The 25,406-nt window shown below is 57.8% G+C and carries 19 protein-coding genes; 9 read left to right on the forward strand and 10 right to left on the reverse strand.

Features of this window, described 5'->3' with window-relative positions; translation table 11 throughout:
- Positions 1–44: 44 nt before the first annotated feature.
- The 8 genes from ACH3PB_RS09135 to ACH3PB_RS09170 all read left to right on the forward strand — a co-directional run bounded on the left by ACH3PB_RS09135 (position 45) and on the right by ACH3PB_RS09170 (position 11,288).
- Entirely contained in the window at positions 45–1,001 is a 957-nt protein-coding gene (locus ACH3PB_RS09135) for a YihY/virulence factor BrkB family protein (protein ID WP_416399148.1), read from the forward strand.
- Positions 1,002–1,145: 144 nt separating this feature from the next.
- Positions 1,146–2,366 (forward strand): acetyl-CoA C-acetyltransferase, encoded by a 1,221-nt coding sequence (locus ACH3PB_RS09140; protein ID WP_416399149.1) that lies wholly within the window; start codon positions 1,146–1,148, stop codon positions 2,364–2,366.
- 25 nt (positions 2,367–2,391) lie between these two features.
- Positions 2,392–4,572, forward strand: a complete 2,181-nt coding sequence (locus ACH3PB_RS09145; protein ID WP_416399150.1) for a 3-hydroxyacyl-CoA dehydrogenase NAD-binding domain-containing protein — start codon at positions 2,392–2,394, stop codon at positions 4,570–4,572.
- Between the two features lie 104 nt (positions 4,573–4,676).
- Positions 4,677–6,875, forward strand: coding sequence for a carboxy terminal-processing peptidase (locus ACH3PB_RS09150; RefSeq protein ID WP_416399151.1), 2,199 nt, complete (start codon positions 4,677–4,679; stop codon positions 6,873–6,875).
- Positions 6,876–6,887: 12 nt separating this feature from the next.
- Positions 6,888–7,784: a helix-turn-helix domain-containing protein gene (locus ACH3PB_RS09155; protein WP_416399152.1), complete on the forward strand. Its 897-nt coding sequence runs from the start codon at positions 6,888–6,890 to the stop codon at positions 7,782–7,784.
- A 128-nt stretch (positions 7,785–7,912) separates the two neighbouring features.
- Complete coding sequence (locus tag ACH3PB_RS09160; RefSeq protein WP_416399153.1) at positions 7,913–8,887, forward strand: response regulator; 975 nt, start codon at positions 7,913–7,915, stop codon at positions 8,885–8,887.
- Positions 8,887–10,566, forward strand: coding sequence for a response regulator (locus tag ACH3PB_RS09165; RefSeq protein WP_416399154.1), 1,680 nt, complete (start codon positions 8,887–8,889; stop codon positions 10,564–10,566). Before ACH3PB_RS09160 ends, ACH3PB_RS09165 begins: the two co-directional genes overlap by 1 nt.
- A complete protein-coding gene (locus tag ACH3PB_RS09170) occupies positions 10,563–11,288 on the forward strand; it encodes a sensor histidine kinase (protein WP_416399155.1) in 726 nt (241 codons plus the stop codon). The genes ACH3PB_RS09165 and ACH3PB_RS09170 overlap by 4 nt, the downstream gene beginning before the upstream one ends.
- On the opposite strand, the gene ACH3PB_RS09175 is transcribed toward ACH3PB_RS09170, so the two are convergent.
- Entirely contained in the window at positions 11,256–12,668 is a 1,413-nt protein-coding gene (locus tag ACH3PB_RS09175; RefSeq protein WP_416399156.1) for an MATE family efflux transporter, read from the reverse strand. The two genes, ACH3PB_RS09170 and ACH3PB_RS09175, sit on opposite strands and share 33 nt — an antisense overlap.
- A gap of 18 nt (positions 12,669–12,686) precedes the next feature.
- Here ACH3PB_RS09175 and dinB point away from each other — a divergent pair, with 18 nt between their 5' ends.
- A complete protein-coding gene (gene dinB, locus ACH3PB_RS09180; RefSeq protein ID WP_416399157.1) occupies positions 12,687–13,784 on the forward strand; it encodes a DNA polymerase IV in 1,098 nt (365 codons plus the stop codon).
- Between the two features lie 9 nt (positions 13,785–13,793).
- On the opposite strand, the gene ACH3PB_RS09185 is transcribed toward dinB, so the two are convergent.
- The 9 genes from ACH3PB_RS09185 to ACH3PB_RS09225 form a co-directional block, all read right to left on the reverse strand.
- Entirely contained in the window at positions 13,794–14,420 is a 627-nt protein-coding gene (locus ACH3PB_RS09185; RefSeq protein ID WP_416399158.1) for a nucleotidyltransferase family protein, read from the reverse strand.
- A 3-nt stretch (positions 14,421–14,423) separates the two neighbouring features.
- Positions 14,424–15,551 (reverse strand): XdhC family protein, encoded by a 1,128-nt coding sequence (locus tag ACH3PB_RS09190; protein ID WP_416399159.1) that lies wholly within the window; start codon positions 15,549–15,551, stop codon positions 14,424–14,426.
- 18 nt (positions 15,552–15,569) lie between these two features.
- Positions 15,570–17,891, reverse strand: coding sequence for a molybdopterin cofactor-binding domain-containing protein (locus ACH3PB_RS09195; protein WP_416399160.1), 2,322 nt, complete (start codon positions 17,889–17,891; stop codon positions 15,570–15,572).
- A complete protein-coding gene (locus ACH3PB_RS09200) occupies positions 17,891–18,409 on the reverse strand; it encodes a (2Fe-2S)-binding protein (RefSeq protein WP_416399161.1) in 519 nt (172 codons plus the stop codon). Before ACH3PB_RS09200 ends, ACH3PB_RS09195 begins: the two co-directional genes overlap by 1 nt.
- Before the next feature lie 88 nt (positions 18,410–18,497).
- Positions 18,498–19,088 carry a DNA endonuclease SmrA gene (gene smrA / locus ACH3PB_RS09205; protein WP_416399162.1) on the reverse strand — a complete coding sequence of 197 codons (591 nt, stop codon included), beginning with the start codon at positions 19,086–19,088 and terminating at the stop codon, positions 18,498–18,500.
- 80 nt (positions 19,089–19,168) lie between these two features.
- The gene (gene pdeM, locus ACH3PB_RS09210; RefSeq protein ID WP_416399163.1) at positions 19,169–19,897 is read right to left on the reverse strand and encodes a ligase-associated DNA damage response endonuclease PdeM; all 729 of its coding nucleotides are present in this window, start codon (positions 19,895–19,897) and stop codon (positions 19,169–19,171) included.
- A gap of 163 nt (positions 19,898–20,060) precedes the next feature.
- Positions 20,061–22,565 carry a ligase-associated DNA damage response DEXH box helicase gene (locus ACH3PB_RS09215; RefSeq protein WP_416399164.1) on the reverse strand — a complete coding sequence of 835 codons (2,505 nt, stop codon included), beginning with the start codon at positions 22,563–22,565 and terminating at the stop codon, positions 20,061–20,063.
- Entirely contained in the window at positions 22,565–24,286 is a 1,722-nt protein-coding gene (locus tag ACH3PB_RS09220) for an ATP-dependent DNA ligase (protein ID WP_416399166.1), read from the reverse strand. The genes ACH3PB_RS09215 and ACH3PB_RS09220 overlap by 1 nt, the downstream gene beginning before the upstream one ends.
- Positions 24,283–25,320 (reverse strand): ligase-associated DNA damage response exonuclease, encoded by a 1,038-nt coding sequence (locus ACH3PB_RS09225; protein ID WP_416399167.1) that lies wholly within the window; start codon positions 25,318–25,320, stop codon positions 24,283–24,285. Before ACH3PB_RS09225 ends, ACH3PB_RS09220 begins: the two co-directional genes overlap by 4 nt.
- Positions 25,321–25,406 lie beyond the last annotated feature (86 nt).

Genomic DNA, 25,406 nt, shown 5'->3' on the forward strand with positions numbered 1-25,406 from the left:
GCTGCGCTTTTGCGGCGACGGCCATACAGGAGCAGCACGAGCGCATGAAGACACCCCGGTTTGCGAACTACTTGAAGGAAACCTTTAGCGACTGGCTCGCTGACGACGCCTTTCAGAAAAGTGCTGCCCTAGCCTACTATTCGATCTTCTCCATTCCCGGCCTGGTCATCATCGTCATTACCTTGGCCAGCCTTGTGTGGAGTCCACAATACGTCAATCAGGTAGTGGCAGAGCAGATCGCCAACACTGTTGGCCCCGAGGCCGGGCAACAGATTGCCACCATGGTCGAGAACTCGCGCAAGGAGACCAATTCCCTGCTGGCCATGATCGCTGGCATTGCAACCCTGGTATTCGGGGCGAGTGGGGTGTTCAGTCAGCTGCAGAAATCCATCAACGCCGTCTGGGGCGTGGAAGTCGATCCATCTGCCGGCTTCAAGCAGATGGCCCTCGGCCGCATCACGGCATTCAGTATTGTGCTCGTAATCGCATTCCTGATGATTGTATCTCTGATGATGTCAGCCGCGCTCGCGCTGCTGAACGGGTGGATAGAATCACAGCTGCCAGGTTTCCCTACGGTGATCTTCTTCCTGTTGAACAATTTGCTGAGCATTGCGGTACTGACCATTTTCTTTGCGCTGATGTTCAAGGTGTTGCCGGATGCGAAGGTACAGTGGCGTTCTGTCTGGCTCGGTGCACTGCTCACCAGCGTTCTGTTCACTCTCGGCAAATTTCTGCTCGGATTCTACTTTGGAAAGTCCGACCCTGAGGCCGCCTTCGGCGCGGCAGGATCCATCATCCTCGTGATGCTCTGGGTGTACTACACAAGCCTCATACTCCTGTTTGGCGCTGAATTCACCCAGGTGTTTGCGCGCAACAATGGCCACGGTGTGCAGCCGGCACGACATGCACGACACGATGCTGCGTATCGGCTTCAGGCCCTGAAGACTGCTGCGGCGCAACAGGACAATGCCACAGTCAAGAAACTCGCAGACGACCTCTAGCATCCCACCCCTTCCGGACGGCAGCCAGACTGCCGTCCCTGGCCGCAGTGGTCAGCCCGAATGTCGGATTACGTCATACCTGACCTCAGACGCTTGCTCTAAGGTAGGGCCAGCGTTCAAACCAATTTTTCGGAGCACCTGGCCATGACACAACACGCCTTCATCTATGATGCCGTGCGCACACCACGAGGCAAAGGCAAGCAAGACGGCTCACTGTACGAAGTCAAGGCTGTCGACCTGCTGGCAACAGCGCTGCGCGCGATCAAAGACCGCAATCAGCTTGATACCAGTCACGTGGATGACATCTTGATGGGATGTGTGACAGCCGTTGGTGATCAGGGCGCTGACATAGCGAAGACAGCAGCCTTCGTCGCGGATTGGGATGAGCGAGTGGCTGGCGTCACCCTGAATCGCTTCTGTGCTTCGGGTCTTGAGGCCGTGAATCAGGCCGCTGCACGAGTGCGTAGTGGCTGGGAGCAGCTCATCGTAGCCGGCGGCGTGGAATCCATGTCGCGCGTGCCGATGGGCAGCGACGGCGGCGCCTGGGCGCTCGATCCCGCGACCAACCTGAAAACAGCGTTCGTGCCGCAGGGGATTTCTGCCGACCTTATTGCGACGATTGAACATTTCAGTCGTGATGAGCTGGACCGCTTCGCATTGTCATCGCAGCAGAAGGCTGCAGCCGCCTGGAAAGCCGGACGCTTTGACAAGAGCGTGATTCCCGTTGTCGATGCCAACGGGCTGACGATACTGAAGCATGATGAACTCGTTCGTGCTGATGCCAGCATGGAAGCGCTATCAGGTTTGAAAGCATCTTTCCAGATGATGGGCGACATGGGCTTCGATGTCGTTGTCAGGGATAAATATCCCTGGGTCGAGCGAATCGATCATCAACACACGCCTGGCAACTCATCGGGCATCGTCGACGGTGCTGCGGCCGTGCTTATCGGTTCAGAGCAACTTGGTCGATTACTCAAACTGCAGCCGCGAGGGCGCATCATTTCTGCTGCGGTCACCAGCACGGACCCCACCATCATGCTCACCGGGCCGGCACCTGCTGCCAGGATCGCACTCGAGCGAGCTGGCCTCACAGTCGCAGACATCGACCTCTTCGAAGTCAACGAGGCCTTCGCCTCGGTAGTGCTCAAATTCCAGCGCGAGCTCGATGTGCCAATGGACAAGATAAACGTCAACGGCGGGTCGATCGCCATGGGCCACCCACTTGGCGCGACCGGTGCGATGCTGGTCAGCACACTGCTCGATGAACTCGAAGCACGGCAGCAGCGCTATGGCCTTATCACGCTTTGCGTCGGCGGCGGCATGGGCATCGCCACCATTATCGAACGCAGCAATGACTTCCATTGATTCGACCAACTACAGAGGCTACACAATGAGCGCCATACAGTATGACCGCAGAGACGATGGCATCGTCGTGCTCACCATGGATATGCCGGGTCAGTCGGCCAACACCATGAACCAGGACTTCCGCGACGCTTTTGGTCAATGCGTCGAACGACTGCTTGCCGAAAAATCAGATATCGCCGGTGTGATTGTCGCATCAGCCAAATCTACCTTTTTCGCGGGCGGCGATCTCAAGGAGCTCATAGCGGTACAGCCAGCTGATGCCGAACGCTTCATGACCATGCTGACCGAGCAGATCACCAAACCGCTCCGTCTACTGGAAACGCTGGGCAAACCGGTCGTCGCGGCTATCAATGGCGCGGCTCTCGGTGGCGGCTGGGAGCTCGCGCTCGCCTGCCACGGCCGTATTGCTGTAGCCGGGCAGAACTACCGTGTCGGCCTGCCCGAAGTGACGCTCGGACTGCTGCCGGGTGGTGGTGGCTGCACGCGGCTACCCCGCCTGCTCGGTATTGAAAAGGCGCTGCCGCTGCTCATAGAGGGTCAACAGCTCACAGTTGAGAAAGCGCTCTCCATGGGGCTACTGGACGGTGTAGTCGACAGCACCGGTGAGCTTATCGAGGCGGCCGTCGCCTGGATAAAGGCTCATCCACAGGCAAAACAGCCCTGGGATGACAGGGCATACAAGATGCCCGGCGGCAGCCCCGACAGCCCGAAGGTCGCGCAAATGCTGGCGATCGCCCCCGCCATGCTGAAAGCGAAGACCAAGGGCTGCTACCCTGCCCCTGAAGCCATCCTGAGCACCGTCGTCGAAGGCGCCAAGGTGGACTTCGAAACTGCACAGCGTATTGAAAGTCGATATTTTACTCAGCTGGTCACAAGCCAGGTAGCCAAGAACATGATAGGCACCTTCTGGTTTCAGCTTAACGATGTCAAAGGCGGCAAGAGCCGACCTCAGATCGAGACGGGCGGTGACAAGGCGAACAAGGTCAACAAGGTCGGTGTGATTGGTGCCGGCATGATGGGCGCAGGAATCGCTTACGCAACTGCGACGAAGGGCATTCAGACTGTACTTAAGGACGTCTCGCAGGAGCAGGCGGATAAAGGCAAGGCCTACACACAGAACCTGTTGGACAAGAAGCTGCAGCGCAAGCGCATCTCTCAGGAGCAGCGGGACGAACAGCTCGCGCTGATTGAACCGAGCATATCCGCGAATGCGCTCGAAGGGTGCGATCTCATTATCGAAGCAGTGTTCGAGGATAGCGAGCTGAAGGCGAAGGTGACTCGTGAGGCTGAGCCAATGCTTGCACCGGGCGGCATCTTCTCGACCAACACCTCGACAATTCCGATATCACAGCTGGCGAGCGCCTCGGAAAAGCCAGCAGATTTCATAGGCCTTCATTTCTTTTCGCCGGTCGACAAGATGCAGCTCGTCGAAATCATCAAAGGTCAGAAGACTTCGGATGAAGCGCTGGCGAAGGCCTTCGACTTCGTGATCCAGATCGGCAAGATTCCAATCGTCGTGAATGACAGTCGAGGATTCTTCACATCCCGCGTCTTTGGCACATTCGTCAATGAAGGTATTACCATGCTCGGCGAGGGCATCCACCCTGCCAGCATAGAGAATGCGGCACTGCTCGCCGGGATGCCGGTCGGTCCTCTGGCCATATCTGACGAAGTCAGCCTGAAACTCATGCGGCATATTCGGCGTCAGACGGAAGCCGATATCAAGGCAGATGGTGGTACATATCAGAAGCACCCCGCCGAGGCCGTCATCGACGTGATGGTCGACGAGTTCAAACGTACTGGCAAGGCAGATGGCGGCGGCTTCTATGACTATCAGGTCAAACTGGCCAACGGTAGCCAGGGCAAGCGCCTCTGGAGCGGGATAGTGGATCGCTGGACCGATCATGAGCTGACACGCGCGACTGAGCTGCAGACTTTGAAGGACCGCTTTCTATATATTCAGGCGCTGGAGACCGTACGGTGCCTTGATGAAGGTGTGCTACACAGTGTGGCTGATGCCAATATCGGCAGCATTTTCGGCATAGGCTTTGCCCCATGGACTGGTGGGGCACTGCAGTTCATCAATCAGACGGGGTTGACAGCATTCGTCGCACGCAGCCTTGAACTCATGGCAGCGTCTGGTGAACGTTTCGAACCACCCGCCAGCCTTAAGGCCATGGCACAGATGGGAAAACAGTTCAGCTGATACGCGCGCCGCAAGTCACAGATATACAAATAAGCAACGTTGCTAGTGAGAGAGTTTATGATAGCCTAGACTGAATCGTGTACATTTTCACAATGGTCGATCACATGCCTCAGCTTCTTCGTGCAAGTCGCCGCTTTCGCGGCGCGCCTTCTTCCCGCTCACTGACATCAGGGGGCGGCTCCGGATTCCGTCTTGCGGGCGTCGCGCTTCTAATCGCCTTGTGGAGCGGCGGACCGGCGTTTGCCTTGCAGGAGCCGCAAGCCGAAAGCGGTGTGACCGATCGTGAAGCCTTCCTGGCGGAAAAACTTTCGCCCAGCGTGGCCCAGGAAAAGGTCAGCCGGGATATCGCAAGACAGCTGCAATATAGCCACTACCGCACCCTGCGCATCGATCGTGAGGTCTCGTCCAAGGTATTCGATAATTATCTCAACTACCTTGATGGGCAGAAGCTCTATTTTCTGGAAAGCGACATCAAAGAATTCGAGATCTATCGTCATCGCCTGGACGGGGCCCTCAAAACCGGTCAGCTCGACCCCGCTTTCCGCATTTATAACCGTCTTCAGGAGCGTCTTTACGATCGCATCAACTATGCGCTGAGCCTGCTTGAGCAGGATAGTGACAAGCTGGACTTCGAGAAGGACGAAACCATTCTGGTCGACCGGGCTGAAGAGTCCTGGCCAGCCGACGAAGCGGAAATGAATGAAATCTGGCGCAAGCGCGTCAAGAACAGCATCTTGAGCCTGGAGCTTACTGGCAAGAAAGATGATGAAATCAAGAAGACCCTGCGAAAGCGCTATGAGAGTCAGCTTCGTCGTGCGAGCCAGACCCGCAGTGAAGATGTATTTCAGGGTTACATGAACGCTTTCACTGGCGTGTATGATCCTCACACCCAGTATTTCAGCCCACGTGTTTCCGAGAACTTCAATATCAACATGTCGTTATCGCTCGAAGGTATCGGCGCGGTTTTGCAGACAGACGATGAATATACGAAAGTTGTGCGACTGGTACCCGCTGGTCCCGCCGACAAGGCAGGCCAGCTCAAGCCTGCCGATAAGGTCGTAGCAGTCGGTCAGGACGATGATGGAGAACTGGTCGACGTGGTTGGCTGGCGACTCGAAGAGGTCGTCGACCTGATTCGCGGCCCCAAGCAGTCTATCGTGCGCCTGAAGGTCATACCTGCGAATGCTGCAAGCGATGATGAAACGAGAGTGCTCAAGATCGTCCGGGATCGTGTAGCGCTCGAGGATCAATCGGCCAGCAAGGAAGTGCTCGACATCGAGCGCGACGGCAAGAACTACAAGGTGGGTGTGATCGAAATCCCGACCTTCTACGCTGACTTCAAGGGCGCGCAACTCGGCGATCCTGACTACAAGCACACCACGGCCGATGTCAGGAAGCTGCTCAAGGAGCTTGAGCAGAGTAATATCGACGGCCTGGTCATTGACCTGAGGAACAACGGCGGCGGCGCGTTACAGGAAGCCATCACGCTCACAGGCCTGTTCATTCCGCAGGGACCGACGGTGCAGGTTCGCACCAGTGATGACCGCGTAGCCGTTCATAACGATCCAGACACGAGCATCGTATACGGTGGCCCACTAGTCGTATTGGTCAACCGAATGAGTGCGTCTGCCTCTGAAATTTTCGCTGCCGCCATCCAGGATTATGGCCGCGGCCTCGTGGTAGGCAACCAGACCTTTGGCAAGGGCACCGTGCAGTCAGTGCGGAACCTGGCGAGCGGTCAGCTCAAGATCACCGAGTTCAAATTCTATCGTGTGTCCGGTGGCAGTACTCAGCATAGTGGTGTCCTGCCCGACATCACCTTCCCATCAGCCATTGATGTGGCAGAAATTGGCGAAGATGCCTTGCCCGAGGCCCTGCCCTGGGACCAGATTGCTGCCGCTGATTTCGATCGGGTCAGCTCGTTCGACATGTATCTTCCAGAGCTCGCGCGCAAGCATGAAAGCCGGATGCTGAAGAACAAGGAATACCAGGCCATTCTGGAAGAGATCAGCTTCCTGGCTGAAGCCAAGGCCGAAAACGAGTTGAGTCTGGTGCTGTCCAGCAGAAAGGCGCAGCTGGAAAAGCAGCGCAAGAAGGAACTTTCTGTGGTCAATGCCAAGCGAAGTGCGCGTGGCGAAGAAACGTTCAAGGACTTCAGTGCCTATGAAACCTTCGTTGAATCCGAGGCGATGCGAACTGACAAGGACAAGGATGAAGCCGACCTGTTCACACGGGAGTCCGGTGAAATTCTGATAGATCTGCTGAATGCGCAGAGCCAGGTCGCCAAGCATTCGCCGACCTGACGTCGAGCGCACATGAGCAATTCGGAGAAGCCAGACAACGCTGCGAAAATGCGCAACTCCGGCGAAAAGGAGCCTGCGAAGGATAGACAAGGCGGCGCATTTAGCTGGGTGAACCGCCTTGGCGGGCTCACCAGCGGCGCATTCAAGCTTGCCCGCAAGACTGGTAGTGGCTCCTACAAGGTTGGTAAGTCCATACTCAACAGTCAGGATCAGCTCAGACTGATGGCTGCTGCGGGACAGTCACTGAAAGATCTCAGAGAAGTGACCGGTCTTACGATTACTGAAATCAGTGATGCAGTAAATCTCAAGGATCGCAGTTTCTGGGAAGCGGTCGAGGACGGCACAGCGACGCTGTCATTCGAACTCATCCTGCGGCTATCAGCGCTGCTGGCCAGAAACGACCCCATTCCCTTCATTCTCAAGTACACCCGCACCTATAACCCCGAGATCTGGCGCCTGCTGAACGACTGGGGACTTGGTCGCCTGCCATTGCAGTACGAGCGTGAGCGTCAGTTCATCAACATCTATCGCCGTCATGACGCTGCACGTACGCTCAGCGACGAAGGTTTCCAGACCGTGCTGGGCTTCACGCGTAAATCATTCGAAATGAGCCTGCATTTCATTCAGGAAAGCGAGCGACTCACCGGCGAGAATGAGCGACTGCGGAACGAGAACGCAGCCTTGCAGCGGTCCCTGGCAAAAGCAGAGGACAGTGCCAGGCGTTTCAAGACAGAGACCGCCCGGCAGCATGATGAGGCTGCCAGTGAGTATCGTCGCTCGATCGGCTCCGAGCGCGATAAAAATGGCGGAAGCGCTTCAAAAACCTCCAAAAATCGTTCAACGAATCAGCAAGCGGAAGAAGATTCGAGAACTGCCTCTAATAACGGACAATCAACTCAAGAAAATTAATTCGGCTGGGCTATAGTTACAAGATTACAATATGCTAATCAACGAGCTCGCCCGTTCCGGCCTACCCGGCTCAGACCGGCTCTCCCCGGCTTACCACAGCCCTCAGTTATTAGTTTGGAGTGGTCCCCTTGCAAGCGCAGTCAGCACTCATCGTCGATGATTCAGCGACAGCCCGTCTCATGCTCGCCCGCATCCTCAAGAGCATGGATATTTCAACCAGACAGGCCCGGTCAGGAGAAGAGGCTCTTCAGGTAGCGGCTAACAACCCGCCGGCCATGATCTTTCTCGACCATCTCATGCCTGGGCTCGATGGCTTCGAAACATTGAAGCTGCTCAAGCAGCAACGCGCCACGGCCGATATTCCGGTCGTTATGTACACATCCCAGAACGCTGCCAAATACGTCGAGGAGGCCAAATCGCTTGGTGCCATTGGCGTCATTACCAAGCAGGTCGAACGCGGCGATCTGTTTGAACTCGTAGAGAAGATGCTGCTGCAGCGCGCTTCCGTACGCGCAGATGCCAAGGCGCCACGTTACGATCTCGACTCACCTGAGTCGTTCGAATCTTCGGCTTCAATGAATCCTGAATACGATCTCGACGTCGTCGACATCGAGATGAACCACGACGAGGATTACTCGCCGCGCTTCGATTCGCGCAAGTTCCGTAACGCGCTGGTGACCGGCGCCAACGATCATGAATTCTCCCGATCGCAGGGTCACGGGCCAGTGTTGAGCTTCGAGCAGATTGCTGCCATTGAGGCCAATATCAGAGAAGCCGTCGTTGCCGAATTGCATGCGCAGGATCGCGTACTGGTGAAACGCTTCAAATGGGCTACGCTTGGCTTGGCAGCCTTTGCAATCATCATGCTGTCCACCCTGCTGGCCCAGGAAACGCATATCGATCAGCTCGATAACAAGATTGCGACCCTGGAGCAGAGTTTTTCGGCCCGTCAACCTGCTGTTGAACTGGCCCAGCTACAACAGCTTTCGAAGAAAGTTGAGGCGCTGGGAACAGAAGCCCAGCAAGTTGATGTGCTTGAAGCTCAGGTTGGCGAGATGAGACTTATGGTGAACGAGATGATTGGTATCCTAGAGGATAATTAGTGTTCTTTCGCGCCTATGAACGGAAGAAGTTTCTCATCGTAGACGACTTCGACAGCTTTGTTATCTCCCTTAAACAAATGCTCCGTAGCATGGGCGCATCGGATGTCCACAGCGCACGTAACGGCGACGAAGCCGTTGAAGCCTGCCTAAGTCGACATCATGATGTGGTCTTCTGCGATTACAACATGGGTGATCGCAAGAACGGTCAGCAGGTACTCGAAGAACTGAGACATCGCAAACTCCTGCGCCACACTGATATATTCTGCATGATCAGCGCCGAAGCCAGCAGCGACATGGTATTCGGCGCACTCGAATATTCTCCCGACGCCTATATCACCAAACCCATTACCCGTGCACTGCTCGCCAACCGCATGGACAAGCTGATCGAGCTGAAAGACTCGGTGCTGGATATCAACAAGGCGATTGACCTCGAAGACTATTCCAAAGCTATCAGTCTGTGTGCGAAACACCTGCGAATCGGTTCGAAATTCAAGGTCTGGCTGTACAAGACCCAGGCCCACCTGTTTTACATGGTGGGCGATTATCAGCATGCGAAGAAGATCTACGCAGACATCCTGAAGAGTCGCGATATCGACTGGGCTCGATTGGGTATGGCCCGTGTCATGCTGGCTGAAGGTAGTGCTGCAGAGGCAGAGGCAGAATTCGAGTTCCTGCTGCAGAAGAATCCTCAGCTGGTTGAAGCCTATGACCTCAAGGCTGAGGCGCATCGCCAGCAGAAGCAATACAAGCTCGCCCAGCAATCCCTTCTGGCGGCCACGACCATCTCACCCATGGCCCTCACCCGGCAGCGCAAGCTGGCAGAGCTGAGCGTCGATATCGGTGATCTTGACCAAGCCATGAGCGCCTATAAGCAGGCAGTCAAACTGAGCGACAAGAGCTGTCTCGAGAGTTCGGACACCTATTTGCAGTATGCCCAGGTGATCGCCGATGTGACGAGCAGGAAGGTTACGGAGACGCCCGACGATCCAAACCTGCAGCGTGACACGGAGCTCATGCTGAAAGAGGCCTCACAGGCGCTCGATCGAACCAGACGCCGATTTGCCAGTGACCCTGGCGTAGTCATGCGGGCGCACATGGCCGAGGCCAGAAACTGCCAGGCCGCGGGCAAGGAGCATCGCGCCGCGGACGCGCTCGACAAGGCTCAGGCAGTGGTGGAAAAAGCTACTGCGAACCCGGAAGGTACGCTCGACCCAATGGTTCTGCTCGACATGGCCCAAAGCCTTTTCGATATCGGCAAGAAGGAAGAAGGCGATGCGCTGCTGAAACGGCTGGCGGAAGATAATGCCAACAATCCGACGATTCTGCGGAAGATCAACGAGCTCATCGAAGAACCGGTGAGCATGAAGGAAAAGCTCATTGCTCGAGAGCGCAACAAGAGCGGCATCCAGGCTTACGAGCAGAACCGCTTTGCAGAGGCGATTGCCTACTTTGAAGAAGCTATCGCGATTACGCCGCTGCAGGTGGGCCTCAACCTCAACTTCATCCAGGCCCTGGTGAAGATGGCAGCTGATAAGCCCCTCGACCAGCGACTGGTCGAAGCCGGTCGACAGAGCTTGCGCTCGCTTGAGCGAATCGAGGCATCAGACAAGCAGTACAAGCGCTTTACCCACCTGCAGGAACGCTTCAACAAAGTCACTGCAAGCGGAGCAAGCGCATGAGCAATTCAGGCCAGCCGATCGATTTTGCCTTCGTGATGGCTTCCAGCGTTCACGATATGAAGAACTCGCTGAGCCTGCTGCTGCACAGTATCGACGAACTGGCGGCACTGTTGCCGGAGGTCGATGGTAACCATCCGGCCAGTCATCGGATTTCGACCCTGCAATACGAGGCTTCGCGGGTCAACAACGACCTGGTTCAGTTGCTCACCTTGTACAAGCTGGAAAACAGCGTCGCCGGTATTACGCTTGACGAACACGATGTCGATGATTTCCTACTCGAGCAAGTGGCGCGCTATGAACCCCTGTTCCAGTCGCGTGGTGTCGACTGTGAGATTCAGTGTGCGACTGGACTGACTGCCGTATTCGACCGGGACCTTGTAAGCGGCATCATCAACAATGTTCTAGCTAACGCCATACGCTACTGCGAGAAGACCATTGTCATTTCGGCTCAAGAACCAGTGGCACCCTCGGATGCTGAATATGGCGTGCTGATATCGATAGCGGACGATGGCACGGGCTTTCCTGACGAAATGTTGAGCGCGGCGGACGAGTTTCACCTGAGCAGTGATTTTCGTTCCGGCAGCACGCATCTCGGCCTCTACTTTGCCGACCGGATCGCTAAATTGCATAGCGGCAACGATTTGACAGGCAAGGTGCGGCTGCGCAACGGTCAGGTAGGCCCTTCTGGTTCAGGCGCCGTATTCGAGCTGCTGCTGCCCTGACACTCGGGCGAAACGTCTAAGCAGATAAGCCAGTCCGAAGGCTGCCGAAGCCAAGCCGATGCCCAGTCCAAGCCAGATGCCCATCAGTCCTAGCCAGTGCAGGCCCAGCCACGCCGCTGGAAAGCCAATCAGCCAGTAGCTTATCGTTGCCACCACTGTAGGCGACGTGCCCATCCTGAAGGCTCTGGTGGCCGTCATCAATATCACCTGCACGCAGTCCACTGCCTGGAAGATTGCCGCCACAAACAACAGTTGGATACTCAAGTCACGCAACTCAGCTGCCTGATCAGCTTGTCCCGCGGACGATGCGGCGGCTGCGGTACTGTCGACCCCGAGCGTGAATAGTCCGACCAGCCAGTGTGGCACGAGAATAAAGACGCTAGCTGCGATCGCGCAGAACAGCATACCCAGTACGAGACCGCCGCGCATGTAGCTGAAGGCCAACGCAATTTGTCCCGCACCGAAACACTGCCCGACTCTGATAGCCGTACCCTGGGCTATACCGATGTAGATATTGAAAGACAGCGAAGCCGTCTGGAAGGCGATTTGATGCGCAGCCAATGCCACCAGCCCAAGCGTACCGGCCAGCACGGTAGCCATGGTAAACAGGCCAATCTCCATAGCCCAGGCCAGCGCTATTGGCACACCCAGCGTCCAGAACGGGATGAGTTGGCGGAAGCTGAATCCTGCGCCAGAAAGCGCCTGCAGTACCGGTTTAACCTGCTCGTCACGCCATAACTCGCGCAATAGCAACACGAGCATCAGCAGCTGAACCACGGCCGTGCCCATTGCCACACCCGCAACACCGAAACCAGACCAGCCCCCGAAACCAGACATCAACAGATAGCTGACCGGCGCGTTGAGCGCGCAGCAGAACAGGCTGATACGCATGAGGCTGCGGGTTCGCCCGAGCCCTGCTGCCAGGCCACGGAAGATCAGGAATACGAAAGCAGGAAAACTGATCAGCGCCGCAGTCTGCAGATATGTTGCTGCATGCGGTATGTTGGCAGGGCTCTGATCCAACAGTGGCAGCAGCGCTGGCAGGAACTGCAGCGCAAGGGCCAGCACGAACGCGGTGAAAAGCGCCAGCACGATGCCAGCCTTGACAGCGCAGGCGATGCGATGTGTGCGTTGTTGCTGCGAGATACCAGTTGTGCCAGAGAGTATGGCAACTTCATTACCTAGTGCCGAGAACAAACCGGTCATTACTGTAATGATGAACAGGTATATACTGGCACCGAGTCCGCCGCCGCCAAGCTCGGCAAGACCGAGCAGGCCGAACATCACGGTGTCGGTGAACATCATGAGCGACTGTGCAATCTGGGCGGCCGACAGCGGCCACGAGAGTCTGAACACCTCTCTGAACACCTGAATCTTCAAGCGATTGATATCCTGCGAATGACGAGAAGCCGCAAGATCATACATATAGATGCCGATGCCTTCTACGCCGCGATTGAAATCCGTGACGATCCGGGGCTGCGTGGTCTGCCGGTGGCCGTGGGCGGTAGTGCTGATCGGCGCGGCGTGATCACCACCTGCAGCTATGAAGCCCGACGCTATGGCGTAAGGTCGGCGATGTCGACCGGTGAGGCCATGCGACTCTGCCCTCACCTGGTACTGGTCGGCGTCAACATGGATAAATACCGCAGCGCGTCTGCCGTGATGCGCGACATCTTCAAGGAATATACTGACCTCGTTGAACCGCTTTCGCTCGATGAAGCCTATCTCGACGTGAGTGACAGTAGGCAGTGTCGAGGCAGCGCCACATTGATGGCCACCGAAATCCGCAGACGAATCTTCGAGGCTTTAGCCATCACGGTGTCAGCGGGTGTCGCGCCGAACAAGTTTTTGGCGAAGATAGCCAGTGACTGGAACAAACCGGATGGGCTTAAAGTGGTACGGCCGGACGAGGTGGAAGATTTCGTCACCGACTTGCCTGTGAAACGCATTCATGGCGTTGGCCGCGTTACAGCTGAACGGCTGCAGCGGCATGGTATCGAAACCTGTGGCGATATCAGATCGTGGCAACTGAACGATCTGATGAAACAATTCGGCAGCTTCGGGCATCGTCTGCATGAGTTCGCCTACGGTCGGGACGAGCGGGAAGTCACGAGTGACCGCATTCGCAAGTCGGTTTCAGTCGAGCACACTTACGCTGAAGATCTGGCTGATGCGAAAGCCTGCTACGACTGTCTGCCAGATTTGCTCGAGCGGCTGAACACTCGGCTATCGCGCATGCCGGAACACTTCCAGGTGAGCAAGAGCTTCGTCAAAGTGAAGTTCGATAATTTCACTACGACCACGCTGGAACGAGTCGGCACCGATGCGACGGCGGACAATTTCGCAGCCTTGTTCAGCGAAGCACTCGCAAGGGAGAACCGTGCCGTCCGCCTGCTCGGCATTGGTGTGCGATTCCGTCAAACGGGTGACGCACACGGCGGCATTCAGCTCGACCTGTTTCCTGAGTTGGCTGGGCTGACAGCTTCGCGCGCTTAAGGAGCGGCTTTAGCGCTGGAGGTTCAACAGCCCTTGGGCTCGCTGCAGGTCTGCCGGCGTATCGACATCCACGATACAGCCTTCGCAGCTCGTGGGCAGCAATCTCAGCCGACTCCCGGCTGAAGCGACGACAGCCTGGGCGCCGCTATCGCCGGAACATTGCATAAGCTGGGGAAAGAAGCTGTTGCCGAATACCACCGGGTGCCCGGCCTTGCCACTGGCTTGATGGACAGGCCTGACGACGGCACCGGGCCCGGCGTATTCGATGAGCTGGCTGAGCAGATCTGACGAGAGTAAGGGCATATCAGCAAGTGCGATACCGACTGTCTCGATGGGCGTTTCCGAATGGCTGAGCAGCGTCTGCAAGCCAGCCGCTATGGAATCGCCAATGCCATTGGACGTGACTGATAGCACCTGCACATCCAGACTGACTAGCGCACGCTGCAGAGCGATATCATCTTCACGAATAACGATGGCCACGGGCCAGGCCGTTGCGCAAAAACTCGCTATCGTCGCTTCTATCAACGGGACCTCACGGGCCTTCCCTTCTGCCGGAGTGTTCAGCTGGACCGGCGCCAGTAGCTTGGCTGCGCCAAAACGTCTCGCCATGCCAGCAGCCAGAATGAGCCATGTCATACGCTATTGGGCTAGCCGCGCTGGCTCAGCGACTGTCCGTTCGGCAGCACTGCCCTGCCTGGCCCGATTCCGCGCTGCTATGAGTGTAGCGGCTGCCGCAATTGCTATTTCGGCCGGCGTCTTGCTGCCAATATCCATACCGATCGGTGCGTCGAGCCTCTCGATCTGGGCAGGGCTCAGGCCGAGGGAAGCGAGACGTTCGCAACGCTTGGCGCTGGTTCTGACCGACCCCATGGCGCCGACATAAAATGCCTCAGAGGCCAGTGCCGAAAGCAGAGCCATGTCATCTATCCTGGGATCGTGCCCAAGGGCCATGACCGACGACCATCGATCGGAGAAGCGGCTCTCGACAAGGTCGTCCGGCAGGCTCTGCACCAGTGTGCCTTCAGGCAGTTGCTGCCACTCGACACTGCCTGTTGCCAGCTGATAGAACCAGTCACGTGGCTCGCAGACTGTGGCCTCGAAGCCAAGATCCTGGGCGATGAGCACCAGGCGCCTTGAGACATCATTGGCCCCGATCAACAGGAGACGCCACGACGGCTGGAGATGGAAGCTGAAGTGACGCTCGGAAACAGAGAGATCCGGGTGCCCTGCATCCAGCGTCAGCGAATAGGCTTGCGAGCCTGAATCTATCGTTCGGACAAGACTCGAGCGCGCTAGTAGTGCATGAGTAATGGCAGCGAAATGCTTGCTATGTCCCTCTGCGATCTGAACCTGTTCATGGCCGAAATACTCGATCAGCAGACGCAGTCTGCCGCCGCATGGCAAGACAGCACCATCTGGCGGCGCAAAATCCTGCAGGTCGAAGTGCTGATTCGCGGACACTGGGTCCAGCGTCGCACTGTCGCCGTAGTAAATCGTTTCAACCGCATAAGCGGGCAATGGCCTTTCATCTGACTGTGAATGCCGGGCAAGATACTGCAGTAGCTCCGCCTCGATGCAGCCGCCTGAGACCGATCCTGCAGACTGCATCCGCCCGTCGATACTGCGACAGAGGGCCAGGCAGGCGCCGGGCGGCCGTGGTGACGAACCGAAAGTTTCAACGACGGTGAGCAGAAAGATCTCATCACCCGCAGCGAACCGGTCCCTTACCAGACTGAAGATACCCGGCGTCGCCTGGGGTGCTTGCATTTGCGCTGTCGTCACCTATTAGCCGAGCCGCAATGGCAACTGCCTCAGACGCTGACCTGTTGCCGCAAACAGGGCGTTCCCAATTGCAGCGGCCACCGGCGGCAATCCCGGCTCGCCAACGCCAGTCGGAGAGGCATCACTATCGATGATGGCCACTTCGATCTCCGGCGACTCGCTCATTCGTAAGAGCTGGTAGTCGTGAAAGTTGGATTGTTTCACCCGGCCCTTCTCGAATTCGATGTCGCCGTACCTCGCAGCCGTTATGCCAAAAATGATACCGCTCTCCATTTGCGCCCGCACGATCTCGGGGTTGACCGCTGTACCACAATCGACTGCACAGAATACTCGGCTGATGCGGTAGTCTTTGGGCGCATCGACGTTATCGAGCTCTAATTCGACGATCTGCGCCACATAGGTGCCGAAGCTCTTGTGCACGGCCAGGCCCTGCACCACATTGCCGCTCTTGTTGCGATGGGCAGGGGCCAGACTGCGCTTCTGCTCCGCGTCCCAGTGCCAGCCGGCTATACTCGCGACTTTCTTCAACACGGCCTGATGACGCGGACTCTCTGCCAGCAGCTGCAGGCGGTAAGCCAGTGGATCCTGTGCCTTGGCGTCTGCAAGCTCATCGATAAACGACTCGACAACGAAGCCATTGAAGGAGTGGCCAACTGCTCGCCAATACGTTACCGGGATGCCCGCGTCGGCGACATGATGATCAACCTGGATATGATTGAAACCGTAGTGAATGTCGTCCGCACCTTCGAAGGCCGATATGTCCGGCGTGATCAGGCGTCCAAGCGAGGCCACCATTGACGTCAGACCACCACCCGCCCACCCAGGCAACTGCACGCCGGCAGCATCTTCGATGAAGTAGGTGATGACCTTGGGCGCAGCGATCTTGTGCTGCCAGCCTTCAATACTGCCGTCGCTGGTCGCGAAAGCCTTGAGTCGATGCAGGCTGCCGGGACGATAGATGTCGTGCCTCGTATCGTCTTCACGGGTCCAGATGACCTTCACGGGACGGTCGATATGCACCGCAACGGATGCGGCGTCAGCGACATAATCCTGCGAGAGCCGGCGGCCGAAGCCGCCACCAATGTAGGTCTGGTGCACCTGTATGTCGTCCCTGTGCAAGCCGGTTTCGCGCTGGGCAACGAAACGGGCGATGTCAGGCCCCTGAGTTGGCGCCCAGATATCGCACTTGCCGTCGCGCAACCAGGCCACGCAGTTCTGTGGCTCGAGCGTGGCATGCGCGAGGAACGGGGCGCGGTACTCGGCTTCGAGCGCGACAGTGCCTTCTTCAGCAAATTCGTCGAGATCACCCTGCTCACGCACCCGGTCGAAGCCGGACTGCGCGATGCGTTCTTCGTAGAGTCGAAAGATATCAGCGGTATCGGGCTCGCCGACTTCCGGATCCGGCACCCAGTCAGCCTTGATGGTTTCTGCAGCCTGCTTGGCCTGCCACCAGCTGTCGGCAATGACGGCCACGCCACTGGGCACTGCAGCAACCTTCAGCACACCACGCATTTTAGTGGCCTTACTGGCATCGAATTCCGTTAACCGTCCACGAATCATTGGCGCACGCAAAATATAGGCGTACACCATATCCTCGAGTTCGACATCTATGCCGTACTGAGCCTCACCGAAGGTCTTGGCCACGGCATCCAGCCGCTGCACCGGCTTACCAATAAGTCGGAACTCCGACGCCGGCTTCAACTCGACCGCGTCGGGCAAAGGTCGGTTCGCAGCAAGCCCAGCCAGCTGACCTATCGTGAGTGTGGTGTCCTTTTTCGGGTGATAACACAAGCCTTTGTCACAGCGTACCGAGGCAGGTGCAACTGACCAGAGATCTGCTGCGGCCTCGACGAGCGCCATTCGTGTCGTGGCAGCCGCCTGTCGCATTGGCAGCCAGCTGCTGCTGAGGCTGTTACTGCCACCGGTAATCTGAAAACCGTATTCGGGATGGACGTAAGGCTCTGCTGGCGGTGCAAAGACAATCTTGATCTGGCCGGGGTCGATGTTCAGTTCTTCGGCTACCAGGGTGCTGATGCCCGTCATGGTGCCCTGCCCCATTTCAACCCGAGCCAGCGTGACCAGGACCTGGCTGTCTGGCAGGACTTCGATGCTGGCGTTCGGCCGGAATGAGTTTGCCTCGGTAGATTCCAGCGCTGAAGTCGCACAGCCTTGCAGACTTATGCCCACACAAAGCGCACCACTCATACCAGCCGTCATCTTCAGAAAACTACGGCGGTCGACACCACTGCCAGGCGAAGGCGACGTTTCGACACTGCCAAATTTGCTGTCCGCCAGTGCTTTAGATACATCAGACTGTCTGATCATCAAGATTGCTCCCAGTACTGAACAGCAGACACCGAAGCACTGGCAGAATCAGCTTTCGGCGCCTGTTGCGTTTGCGCTGCAGCGGTATGTATGGCCTTGCGGATGTTCGGATAGGTTCCACAGCGACAGAGGTTGCCACTCATGGCATCGTCTATCTGGCTATCGCTCGGCTGGGGATGCTGGGCGAGCAGCGCGGCTGCGCTCATCAACTGCCCCGACTGACAGTAGCCGCACTGCGGAACGTTATGAACCAGCCAGGCGCTCTGCAAGGGATGAGGCGCCTCCTCGCTACCAAGACCTTCGATCGTGGTGATCTCCATGCCTTCCGCCGCTGATACCGGTGTGATGCAGGTCCGTATCGGTGTGCCGTTGAGATGCATGGTGCAGGCGCCACACAGACCCATGCCACAGCCGTACTTGCTACCCTTCAGCTTCAGCTCGTCGCGTACGACCCACAACAGTGGCGTATCTGGCGGGCTCGCGACCTCCACCAGTCTGCCGTTGACAGACAGTTGCATCTTTCTTCCTCGTGATTGTTCTTGTTGCGGAGAGTAAATGACCCCTGGTCAGTTGTAAATGTCGGCACACTATCCGCTGGTACAGGTATTAGACACCTGTGGGATAGGCCTTACCGCCGAAGCGCTCACGGTTCTCCTGCTTCTCGCGCTCGCTTTTGCGCAGCATGATGTAAACCGAGCCAGTACCACCGTGCTGGACCTGGGCACTGTGGAAGGCAAGCACTTGAGGAAATTCTGGCAGCCAGATATTGAGATAGCTCTTGAGCGTGGCGGCCTGATCAGCATTCCGGTCACCTTTACCATGCAGGATCATCACGGTACGCAACTCATATTTGCTGCAATCACGGATGAACTGCCATACCTCCTGTCGCGCCTGTTCGACGGTGCGGCGGTGAAGGTCCAGCCTGGCCTCAATAAGGTAGTGACCCAGGCGCAGCTTCCTGAACACGCCGTTCTGGAGACCGGTGACCTTGTACGACAGCACGTCATTGCTTTTGAGCAACGGCACTTCATCAGTTCGAAGATGGTTCTGATCGAGCAGTTGGCGGCGGGTTGCTGCTGCCCTGCGTGCGATAACGCCCGGTGTGATTTCCGCACTTTTTTTGACAAGCGCCTGGCTCGGCTCTTCGAGCGGCTTGACGTCTGCCATTTCAGCGAAAAAGTTTTCTTTTTCCGACATGATCAACCCCCTCGCTTGGCGTCCCACAATGATAGTGAAACCAGTAGTGCATGCTACAGGGCTCTCATTCAGCCCCTCGTTCAGTCCCTCTTGTCGGCACAGTCCCGAGGTCGGGCCTGCACGGCCCATCGTGGACCTGCTGGTGTGAGAATGACAGCGGCATCTGCCCGTCCGACACTGATGGCAGCCCCGCCAGTCAAGGCGCCGAATGCCGGTAGCACACAGAGATCCGGTTGAATCCAGAATACCGGAAATCGAGCCCGATCGGCAACGGTACCGAGTGTGAGACAGGGGTGGATATGACCACAGAAGCCGTAGGTGCCGGCTACGCGCTCTGAGGGCTCGTGATGGAAGCTAAAACCTGCCTCAGCATACGAAGGCAGCCATTGCAATCCCTGGAGCTGGGCTACTGCCGGTTCATGTAAGGTACCCTTCGCACGCGAGGCGCCATGGCGATCATGATTGCCCACGATGGCGAGCACGTGTACGGGTGTGCCTGCACTGGTGAGCAAGGGCTGCGCATTCCACTCATCGAAGATAGCCTCAGTGCCAGTCGGCCGCGCATGAAAGATATCGCCAAGCAGAATGAGCCGTGTGGCCGCAGTCGCCTGGACCAGCGCCCTGATCTTCTTCAGGTCCGACCGGTCCGAACCATGTGGCAGCTGAACGCCACGTCGCTGCAACGCCTCGGCCTTGCCGAAATGGAGGTCAGCCAGCAGCAAAGTGGACGTATTGACCCAAAGGACGCCACCACCCGCCATGAATCTGAATTCCTGGCCGCGTATCTCGTGACTGACAGGTGGAAACATGGGTCCGTCATCCTGTTGCAGCGATTTCACCAACTGGCTATTGAACATGGTCGAAGGTCAAAAAAGGTGGCTCTGACTGAGGTTAAGGGAGACGAATGACTGTACAGGCGAACAGTATGCCAGAAATCGCAGGAATGCACCCCCAATAGGCGTGAAAAACGGTTCACAAACCCTTGTAGAGTGACTCCAGCATGCGCTCCAGACGATCCTGCCACTGCTCGGATGAGACCACCTGCTCGCGAATGCGCTGCGCCCACAGCGGAAAGGCCAGCGGCGTGAGACGGCCCGGCGTCTGTAGCTCGACCTGCATATCCTGTAGCTTCAGCATTACTGACTGCAGGCGCTCGTATTCCATCTGCTCATGCAGTACCTCGCGGAAGGCCTGCTTGATAAGTTCGTTCTCGGGGTCGTACTCACGTAGCACGTCGAACAGGACGCCGGTCGACATCTGCAGCCCACGATTCGATTTCGCCGCGCCAGGATAGCCACCGAACACCAGACCAGCGATCCTGGCGATATCCCTGAACTGGCGTTTGGCAAACTCGGAGCTGTTGATACTGGCCAACAGGTCGTCATCGAGCTGCTCGATGCTGAACAGATCCTTGAGACTGGCCTCGTCGAACGGCAGGGCCCTTGCGGTCAGCAGTTCGATGCCGTAATCGTTTACCGTCATCTTGAAGGTGATCGGTGTTCTGCGTGTGAGTCGGTAGCCGATAATGGCCGCAAGGCCTTCGTGAACCAAGCGGCCTGCGAAAGGATAGATGTAGCAGTGTGTGCCCTCACGGGTTCGGACCGCCTCCACGAGCAGCCGGCCTGGCGCTGGCAAGGCAGACAGGCGTTGCTGAGTCCGCAGCAGAGACTCGAGGGCCAGGATTTCACGCGGGAAATCTTCGAGCGCTTTCACCGCCTGGGTCAGGTCACGAGGATCGGCTCCACCGGATTCCAGCGCCTGACTGACCCGCCCCATCCAGCTGATGACACCGTCAGCCAACTGGGTCGAAAGCGGCATCTTGCTACCTGACCAACGCGGAATAATGCGGCCTTTCTTTCGCGCCAGGCGGACTTCCGCAACCATATCCTTCAAGCGGACGAACTCGAGCACACGACCGGCAAACAGAAAGCCGTCCCCAGGCGTCAGCTTCGCTATGAACGATTCCTCCACCTGCCCCAGACGCCGGCCCTTGATCAGTTTCACGCTGATTTCAGCATCGGACGTGATCGTTCCGATTGCCATGCGGTGGCGTAGGGCTATGCGGCGCGAAGGCACGGACCATGGCTCGTCAGGCGCCTCGCCTGGCGCCACCTTGCTGAACTCGTCGTAGTGCTGGAGCGCGTTGCCGCCACGGCTAATGAAGTCCAGCGCCCACTGCCAGGCCTGATCACTGAGTCCAGCAAAGGCATGAGTCCGACGAACTTCTGCCAGAATCGCATCGGGGATCAATGCCTTGGATAATGCGAGCGTAACCAGATGCTGCACCAGCACATCGAGGCACAGGCGCAGCGGTGGTCGCTTCTCGATATTACCAAGTTGAACCGCCTCACGCGCAGCCAGCGCCTCCAGTAGCTCGAAGGCATGCGAGGGTACGCAGAGAATTCGACTGGTAGACCCTGGCTGATGGCCTGAACGACCAGCCCGCTGCGAGAGTCTGGCCACACCTTTCGGGCTGCCAATCTGAATGACCTGCTCGACCGGACTGAAGTCGACGCCCAGGTCGAGGCTGGAGGTACACACTACGCACTTGAAGTAGCCGCTGCGTAGACCGTCCTCGATCTGCCCGCGAACCTTTCTCGACAGCGAACCATGATGCACTGCTGTCACGGTGAGCCAGTCGAGACGGGCCTTGATAATGGCTTCATACCAGAGTTCGGCCTGGGATCGCGTATTGGTAAAGACAAGTGTCGACTGTGCCGACTCGATTCTGGCCAATACACCATCCAACTGTGAAAGGCCCAGATGCCCAGCCCAGGGAAAGCGCTCGATACGGGCGGGGATAAGCGTATCGATCTCGACCTGCTTGACCGCGTCGCCCTCTATTCGCAGCGGTGCCCCACCACGGGCCGCAGGCAGACCATGGCAAAGCACTTCGAGGGCCTCATCCAGGTTGCCGAGTGTGGCTGAGAGCCCCCAGCGGCGCATCTGTGGTGCCAGTGTTTGCAGACGCGCCAGAGCCAGCTGCAGCTGAACGCCTCGCTTGCTACCGAGGAGCTCATGCCATTCGTCCACCACGCAGACCTGAAGGCTGCTGAACTGCTGCTGACTATCGGGATAGCTCAGCAACAGCGACAGACTTTCAGGCGTGGTGACCAGCACTTCCGGCAGCCGGCGGCGAATCTTCTGTCGCTCCGAAGCGGAGGTATCGGCTGAGCGCTTCATCACCTGCCAATCGGGCAGCAGCTCTGCCACCATTGTGCGGATGGCATTGGTCGTGTCGGTAGCGAGTGCTCGCAGCGGGGTCACCCAAAGAATCTGGATGCGGCCTCCGGCCTGCCCTTCATTTAACGCCTTGGAAAGGGGCCCAAGCAAAGCCGCCACCGTCTTGCCGCTTCCGGTCGGTGCGTGCAGGAGACCTGAACGACCCGCTGTGAAGGCTTCAGCGGTCTCAAGCTGGAAGGCAGCAGGACGCCAGCCACGAGCATCGAACCACGCCTCTATGGCTGAAGGCAGCATCAGTCGCCGCTGGCCGTCGGGTCGATCAGCGCGCTGATGGTCTCGAGGCTATCGATGTCTTCCACGGTCTTGTCTTCGCGCCATCGGGATATGCGTGGGAAGCGCACGGCGATGCCGGACTTGTGACGCGTCGAGCGTGCGATCCCTTCAAAAGCCAGTTCAAAAACCTGCAGCGGCTCTACCGACCGCACCGGCCCGAAACGCTCGATGGTATGGCGCCGGATCCAGTGATCCAGCCGACGGATTTCGGCGTCGGTCAGTCCAGAATAAGCCTTGGCAAAAGGCACCAGCTCTTCGCCGGCCCTGACGGCGAATGTGTAGTCAGTGTACAGATTCGAGCGACGGCCGTGTCCTGCCTGTGCATAGAGCATGACGGCGTCCACAGTGTATGGCTCGATCTTCCATTTCCACCAGCCACCACGTACCCGCCCTGCCTCATACACCGAGTCCAGCCGTTTGAGCATAAGCCCTTCAACGCCGCGCTCACGACTTTCCTGTCGTAGCGATTCGAGCCCCTGCCAATGGCCCGCCCTGGAGTCTTTCTGACTAACGTCAACAACAACCGGCGGTAAGGTACGAAGTGGCTGCAGACCAGCGTTGGCCTCGGGCTGAGTTTTCAATATTCGATCTATATAGGCTCGCCGCTCGGTCAGTGGGCGCTGTCGCAGATCCTCACCCTCAAACTCGAGACAGTCGAACACGAGGCAGACGATCGGAATATCACGCTGCATCTTTTCAGATACTTTTTTGCGCCCAAGACGCCGCTGTAGCTGGTTGAAATCGGCCGGCCGCCCTTCCAGTCCGGCAGTGCCGGCACCTCTTTGAGTTTCCAGCTCGGGCTCGTCGGCCCAGGCCAGCAGTTCCGCGTCAAGCACACAGTCATAGCCAAGCGCTTCCACGGCGCGCTCGATCTCTGGGAACTGCGCGTTGATCATGTCCTCACCGCGCGACCAGATCATCACCGTGCCTTCGCGCCTGATCAGCTGGGCGCGGATGCCATCGTACTTCCATTCCGCCAGCCAGTGCGCCCGATCGCCCAGAATGTCATCGAGGGCGTTCTCACCTGGCTCGAGTGGATAGGCGAGACAGAAGGGATAGGGCTTGGCGGGATCGGCCTCCTCGGTCCGGCTGATAAGCTTTTCAAAGACCTCAGCGCTCGGCTCCCACTGACCGGCAAGGCGGTGCTGGATGACGGCCGGGGGCAACTCGGCAATTTTCGCCAGGGCTTTGGCTACCACGCCTCTGGATACGCCCACGCGAAAGCTGCCACCGGCCATCTTACAGAGTACGAAACATTGCAAGGGGGGTTGCGGCAAAACGTTTGTCACGAACCACTCGCGCTTGACCTCGTCAGGTTTGTTTACGAGTACGCGAAGTTCGCTCATCCAGCTGGCAAGACTCTTGTCCGGCGGCTGGATTGCGGCGCTCTGATCAATACCTGGCGAAGATTTCAATAACAGCGCCACAGTTTCGGCAATGTCACCGACATGGCTGTAACACTCTTCAACGATCCACTCGGGCCAGCCACAAGGGTCCACGAGCACCTGGCGCAGGAGGCGCCCCGATACCGCCCGGCGAGCACGCAGCCCTGAGAGTAGAAAGGCCGCCCAGGCACCGTCGGCCGCATCGCAACTTCGGAAGTACTTCACCAAGGCATCGATCTTCTCGTTAGTCGACGTCGTGGTATCGAGTGCGTTGAACAGTGCGGTGAAGGCTTTCATTCTTCGTCCGAAAATGCGGTTGCCAGAGGCTCGCAAGCTCGCCCGCGTTCGCGGAGATAACGAATTAGAATATCGGTATTGCCATGCGTGGGGAATACGGCCGAAGCGCCGCTGCCATCGATGAGCTGCATCAGTTGTGGCCAGTCCGCGTGATCGGAAATGATGAAGCCGCGGTCATAACCGCGTCGGCGGCGGTTGCCCCGCACCTGCATCCAGCCGGAGCAGAAGCCGATTTCGGCTTTCCTGAAGCGTTTCATCCAGGTAGATCCGCTCGCGCTGGGCGGCGCCAGTACCAGCTGGCCGGCTACCACATCGGCGTCTTTCGCAGCGGCTGTGGGGTACATGGCAATGCCTGCTGCCCGATACAGTTCGGTAAGCGTCTCCATCGCGCCGTGCTGCAGCACGTGCGGGGCCGGCGGTGGTTCATCCTCAGCCTCGGCATACCGCAACAGTTCCGCCAGAATTCGCTGCGCCTTGCCAAAGGCGTAGGCACACAGCACAGCAGTCTTGCCGCGGGCAGCACAATGACGCCACCAGCTCACGATATCAGCAATCTCCGATTCGATTGCAGGCCAGCGATAGATGGGCATGGCAAAGGTGGCTTCAGTGATCAGCTGATCGCATTGAACCAGCTCGAAGGGCGCGCAGCTGGGATCGGGCTCGATCTTGAAATCGCCGGTTATGACGGTGACGCCCTCCCCGCTCTCGATCCTGACCTGCGAGGAGCCCAGCACGTGGCCGGCAGAATGCAGCGTCACGGCCGGCGCATCGTTGGCAGCCCCACCCAGATCAAGCGGCTCACCATAGTCGAAGCCTCGCACATCGATGTCATTGCCCAGGCGGTGCCGCAGGATTGGCACCGAGTCATGATGCGCGAAGTAATGGCCATGCCCCATGCTGGCATGATCACTATGGGCGTGTGTAATAATGGCACGGCCAACCGGCTTCCATGGATCGATATAGGCTTCGAGCGCTGGGCAGTACAAGCCATTATCGGTGAGCTCGATGGTATGCAACCTGGGAGACTCGTTCACGGCGGTCATTTCATTGCGTAAGTCATGGACTATACTTCGATGATGGGTGCGGTCGGCGCGATAGTAGTGCTCGACTATGCAATACG

Origin of the sequence: Allohahella sp. A8 (genome assembly GCF_047946665.1) — a bacterium.
Lineage (GTDB): Bacteria > Pseudomonadota > Gammaproteobacteria > Pseudomonadales > Oleiphilaceae > Allohahella.

Bases quoted from the DNA above. Each gene is read 5' to 3' on its own strand.
- ACH3PB_RS09135 (WP_416399148.1), top strand. From the start codon at position 45: ATGAAGACACCCCGGTTTGCGAACTACTTGAAGGAAACCTTTAGCGAC.
- ACH3PB_RS09140 (WP_416399149.1), top strand. From the start codon at position 1,146: ATGACACAACACGCCTTCATCTATGATGCCGTGCGCACACCACGAGGC.
- ACH3PB_RS09145 (WP_416399150.1), top strand. From the start codon at position 2,392: ATGAGCGCCATACAGTATGACCGCAGAGACGATGGCATCGTCGTGCTC.
- ACH3PB_RS09150 (WP_416399151.1), top strand. From the start codon at position 4,677: ATGCCTCAGCTTCTTCGTGCAAGTCGCCGCTTTCGCGGCGCGCCTTCT.
- ACH3PB_RS09155 (WP_416399152.1), top strand. From the start codon at position 6,888: ATGAGCAATTCGGAGAAGCCAGACAACGCTGCGAAAATGCGCAACTCC.
- ACH3PB_RS09170 (WP_416399155.1), top strand. From the start codon at position 10,563: ATGAGCAATTCAGGCCAGCCGATCGATTTTGCCTTCGTGATGGCTTCC.
- dinB (WP_416399157.1), top strand. From the start codon at position 12,687: ATGACGAGAAGCCGCAAGATCATACATATAGATGCCGATGCCTTCTAC.
- ACH3PB_RS09185 (WP_416399158.1), bottom strand. From the start codon at position 14,420: ATGACATGGCTCATTCTGGCTGCTGGCATGGCGAGACGTTTTGGCGCA.
- ACH3PB_RS09190 (WP_416399159.1), bottom strand. From the start codon at position 15,551: ATGCAAGCACCCCAGGCGACGCCGGGTATCTTCAGTCTGGTAAGGGAC.
- ACH3PB_RS09195 (WP_416399160.1), bottom strand. From the start codon at position 17,891: ATGATCAGACAGTCTGATGTATCTAAAGCACTGGCGGACAGCAAATTT.
- ACH3PB_RS09200 (WP_416399161.1), bottom strand. From the start codon at position 18,409: ATGCAACTGTCTGTCAACGGCAGACTGGTGGAGGTCGCGAGCCCGCCA.
- smrA (WP_416399162.1), bottom strand. From the start codon at position 19,088: ATGTCGGAAAAAGAAAACTTTTTCGCTGAAATGGCAGACGTCAAGCCG.
- pdeM (WP_416399163.1), bottom strand. From the start codon at position 19,897: ATGTTTCCACCTGTCAGTCACGAGATACGCGGCCAGGAATTCAGATTC.
- ACH3PB_RS09215 (WP_416399164.1), bottom strand. From the start codon at position 22,565: ATGCTGCCTTCAGCCATAGAGGCGTGGTTCGATGCTCGTGGCTGGCGT.
- ACH3PB_RS09220 (WP_416399166.1), bottom strand. From the start codon at position 24,286: ATGAAAGCCTTCACCGCACTGTTCAACGCACTCGATACCACGACGTCG.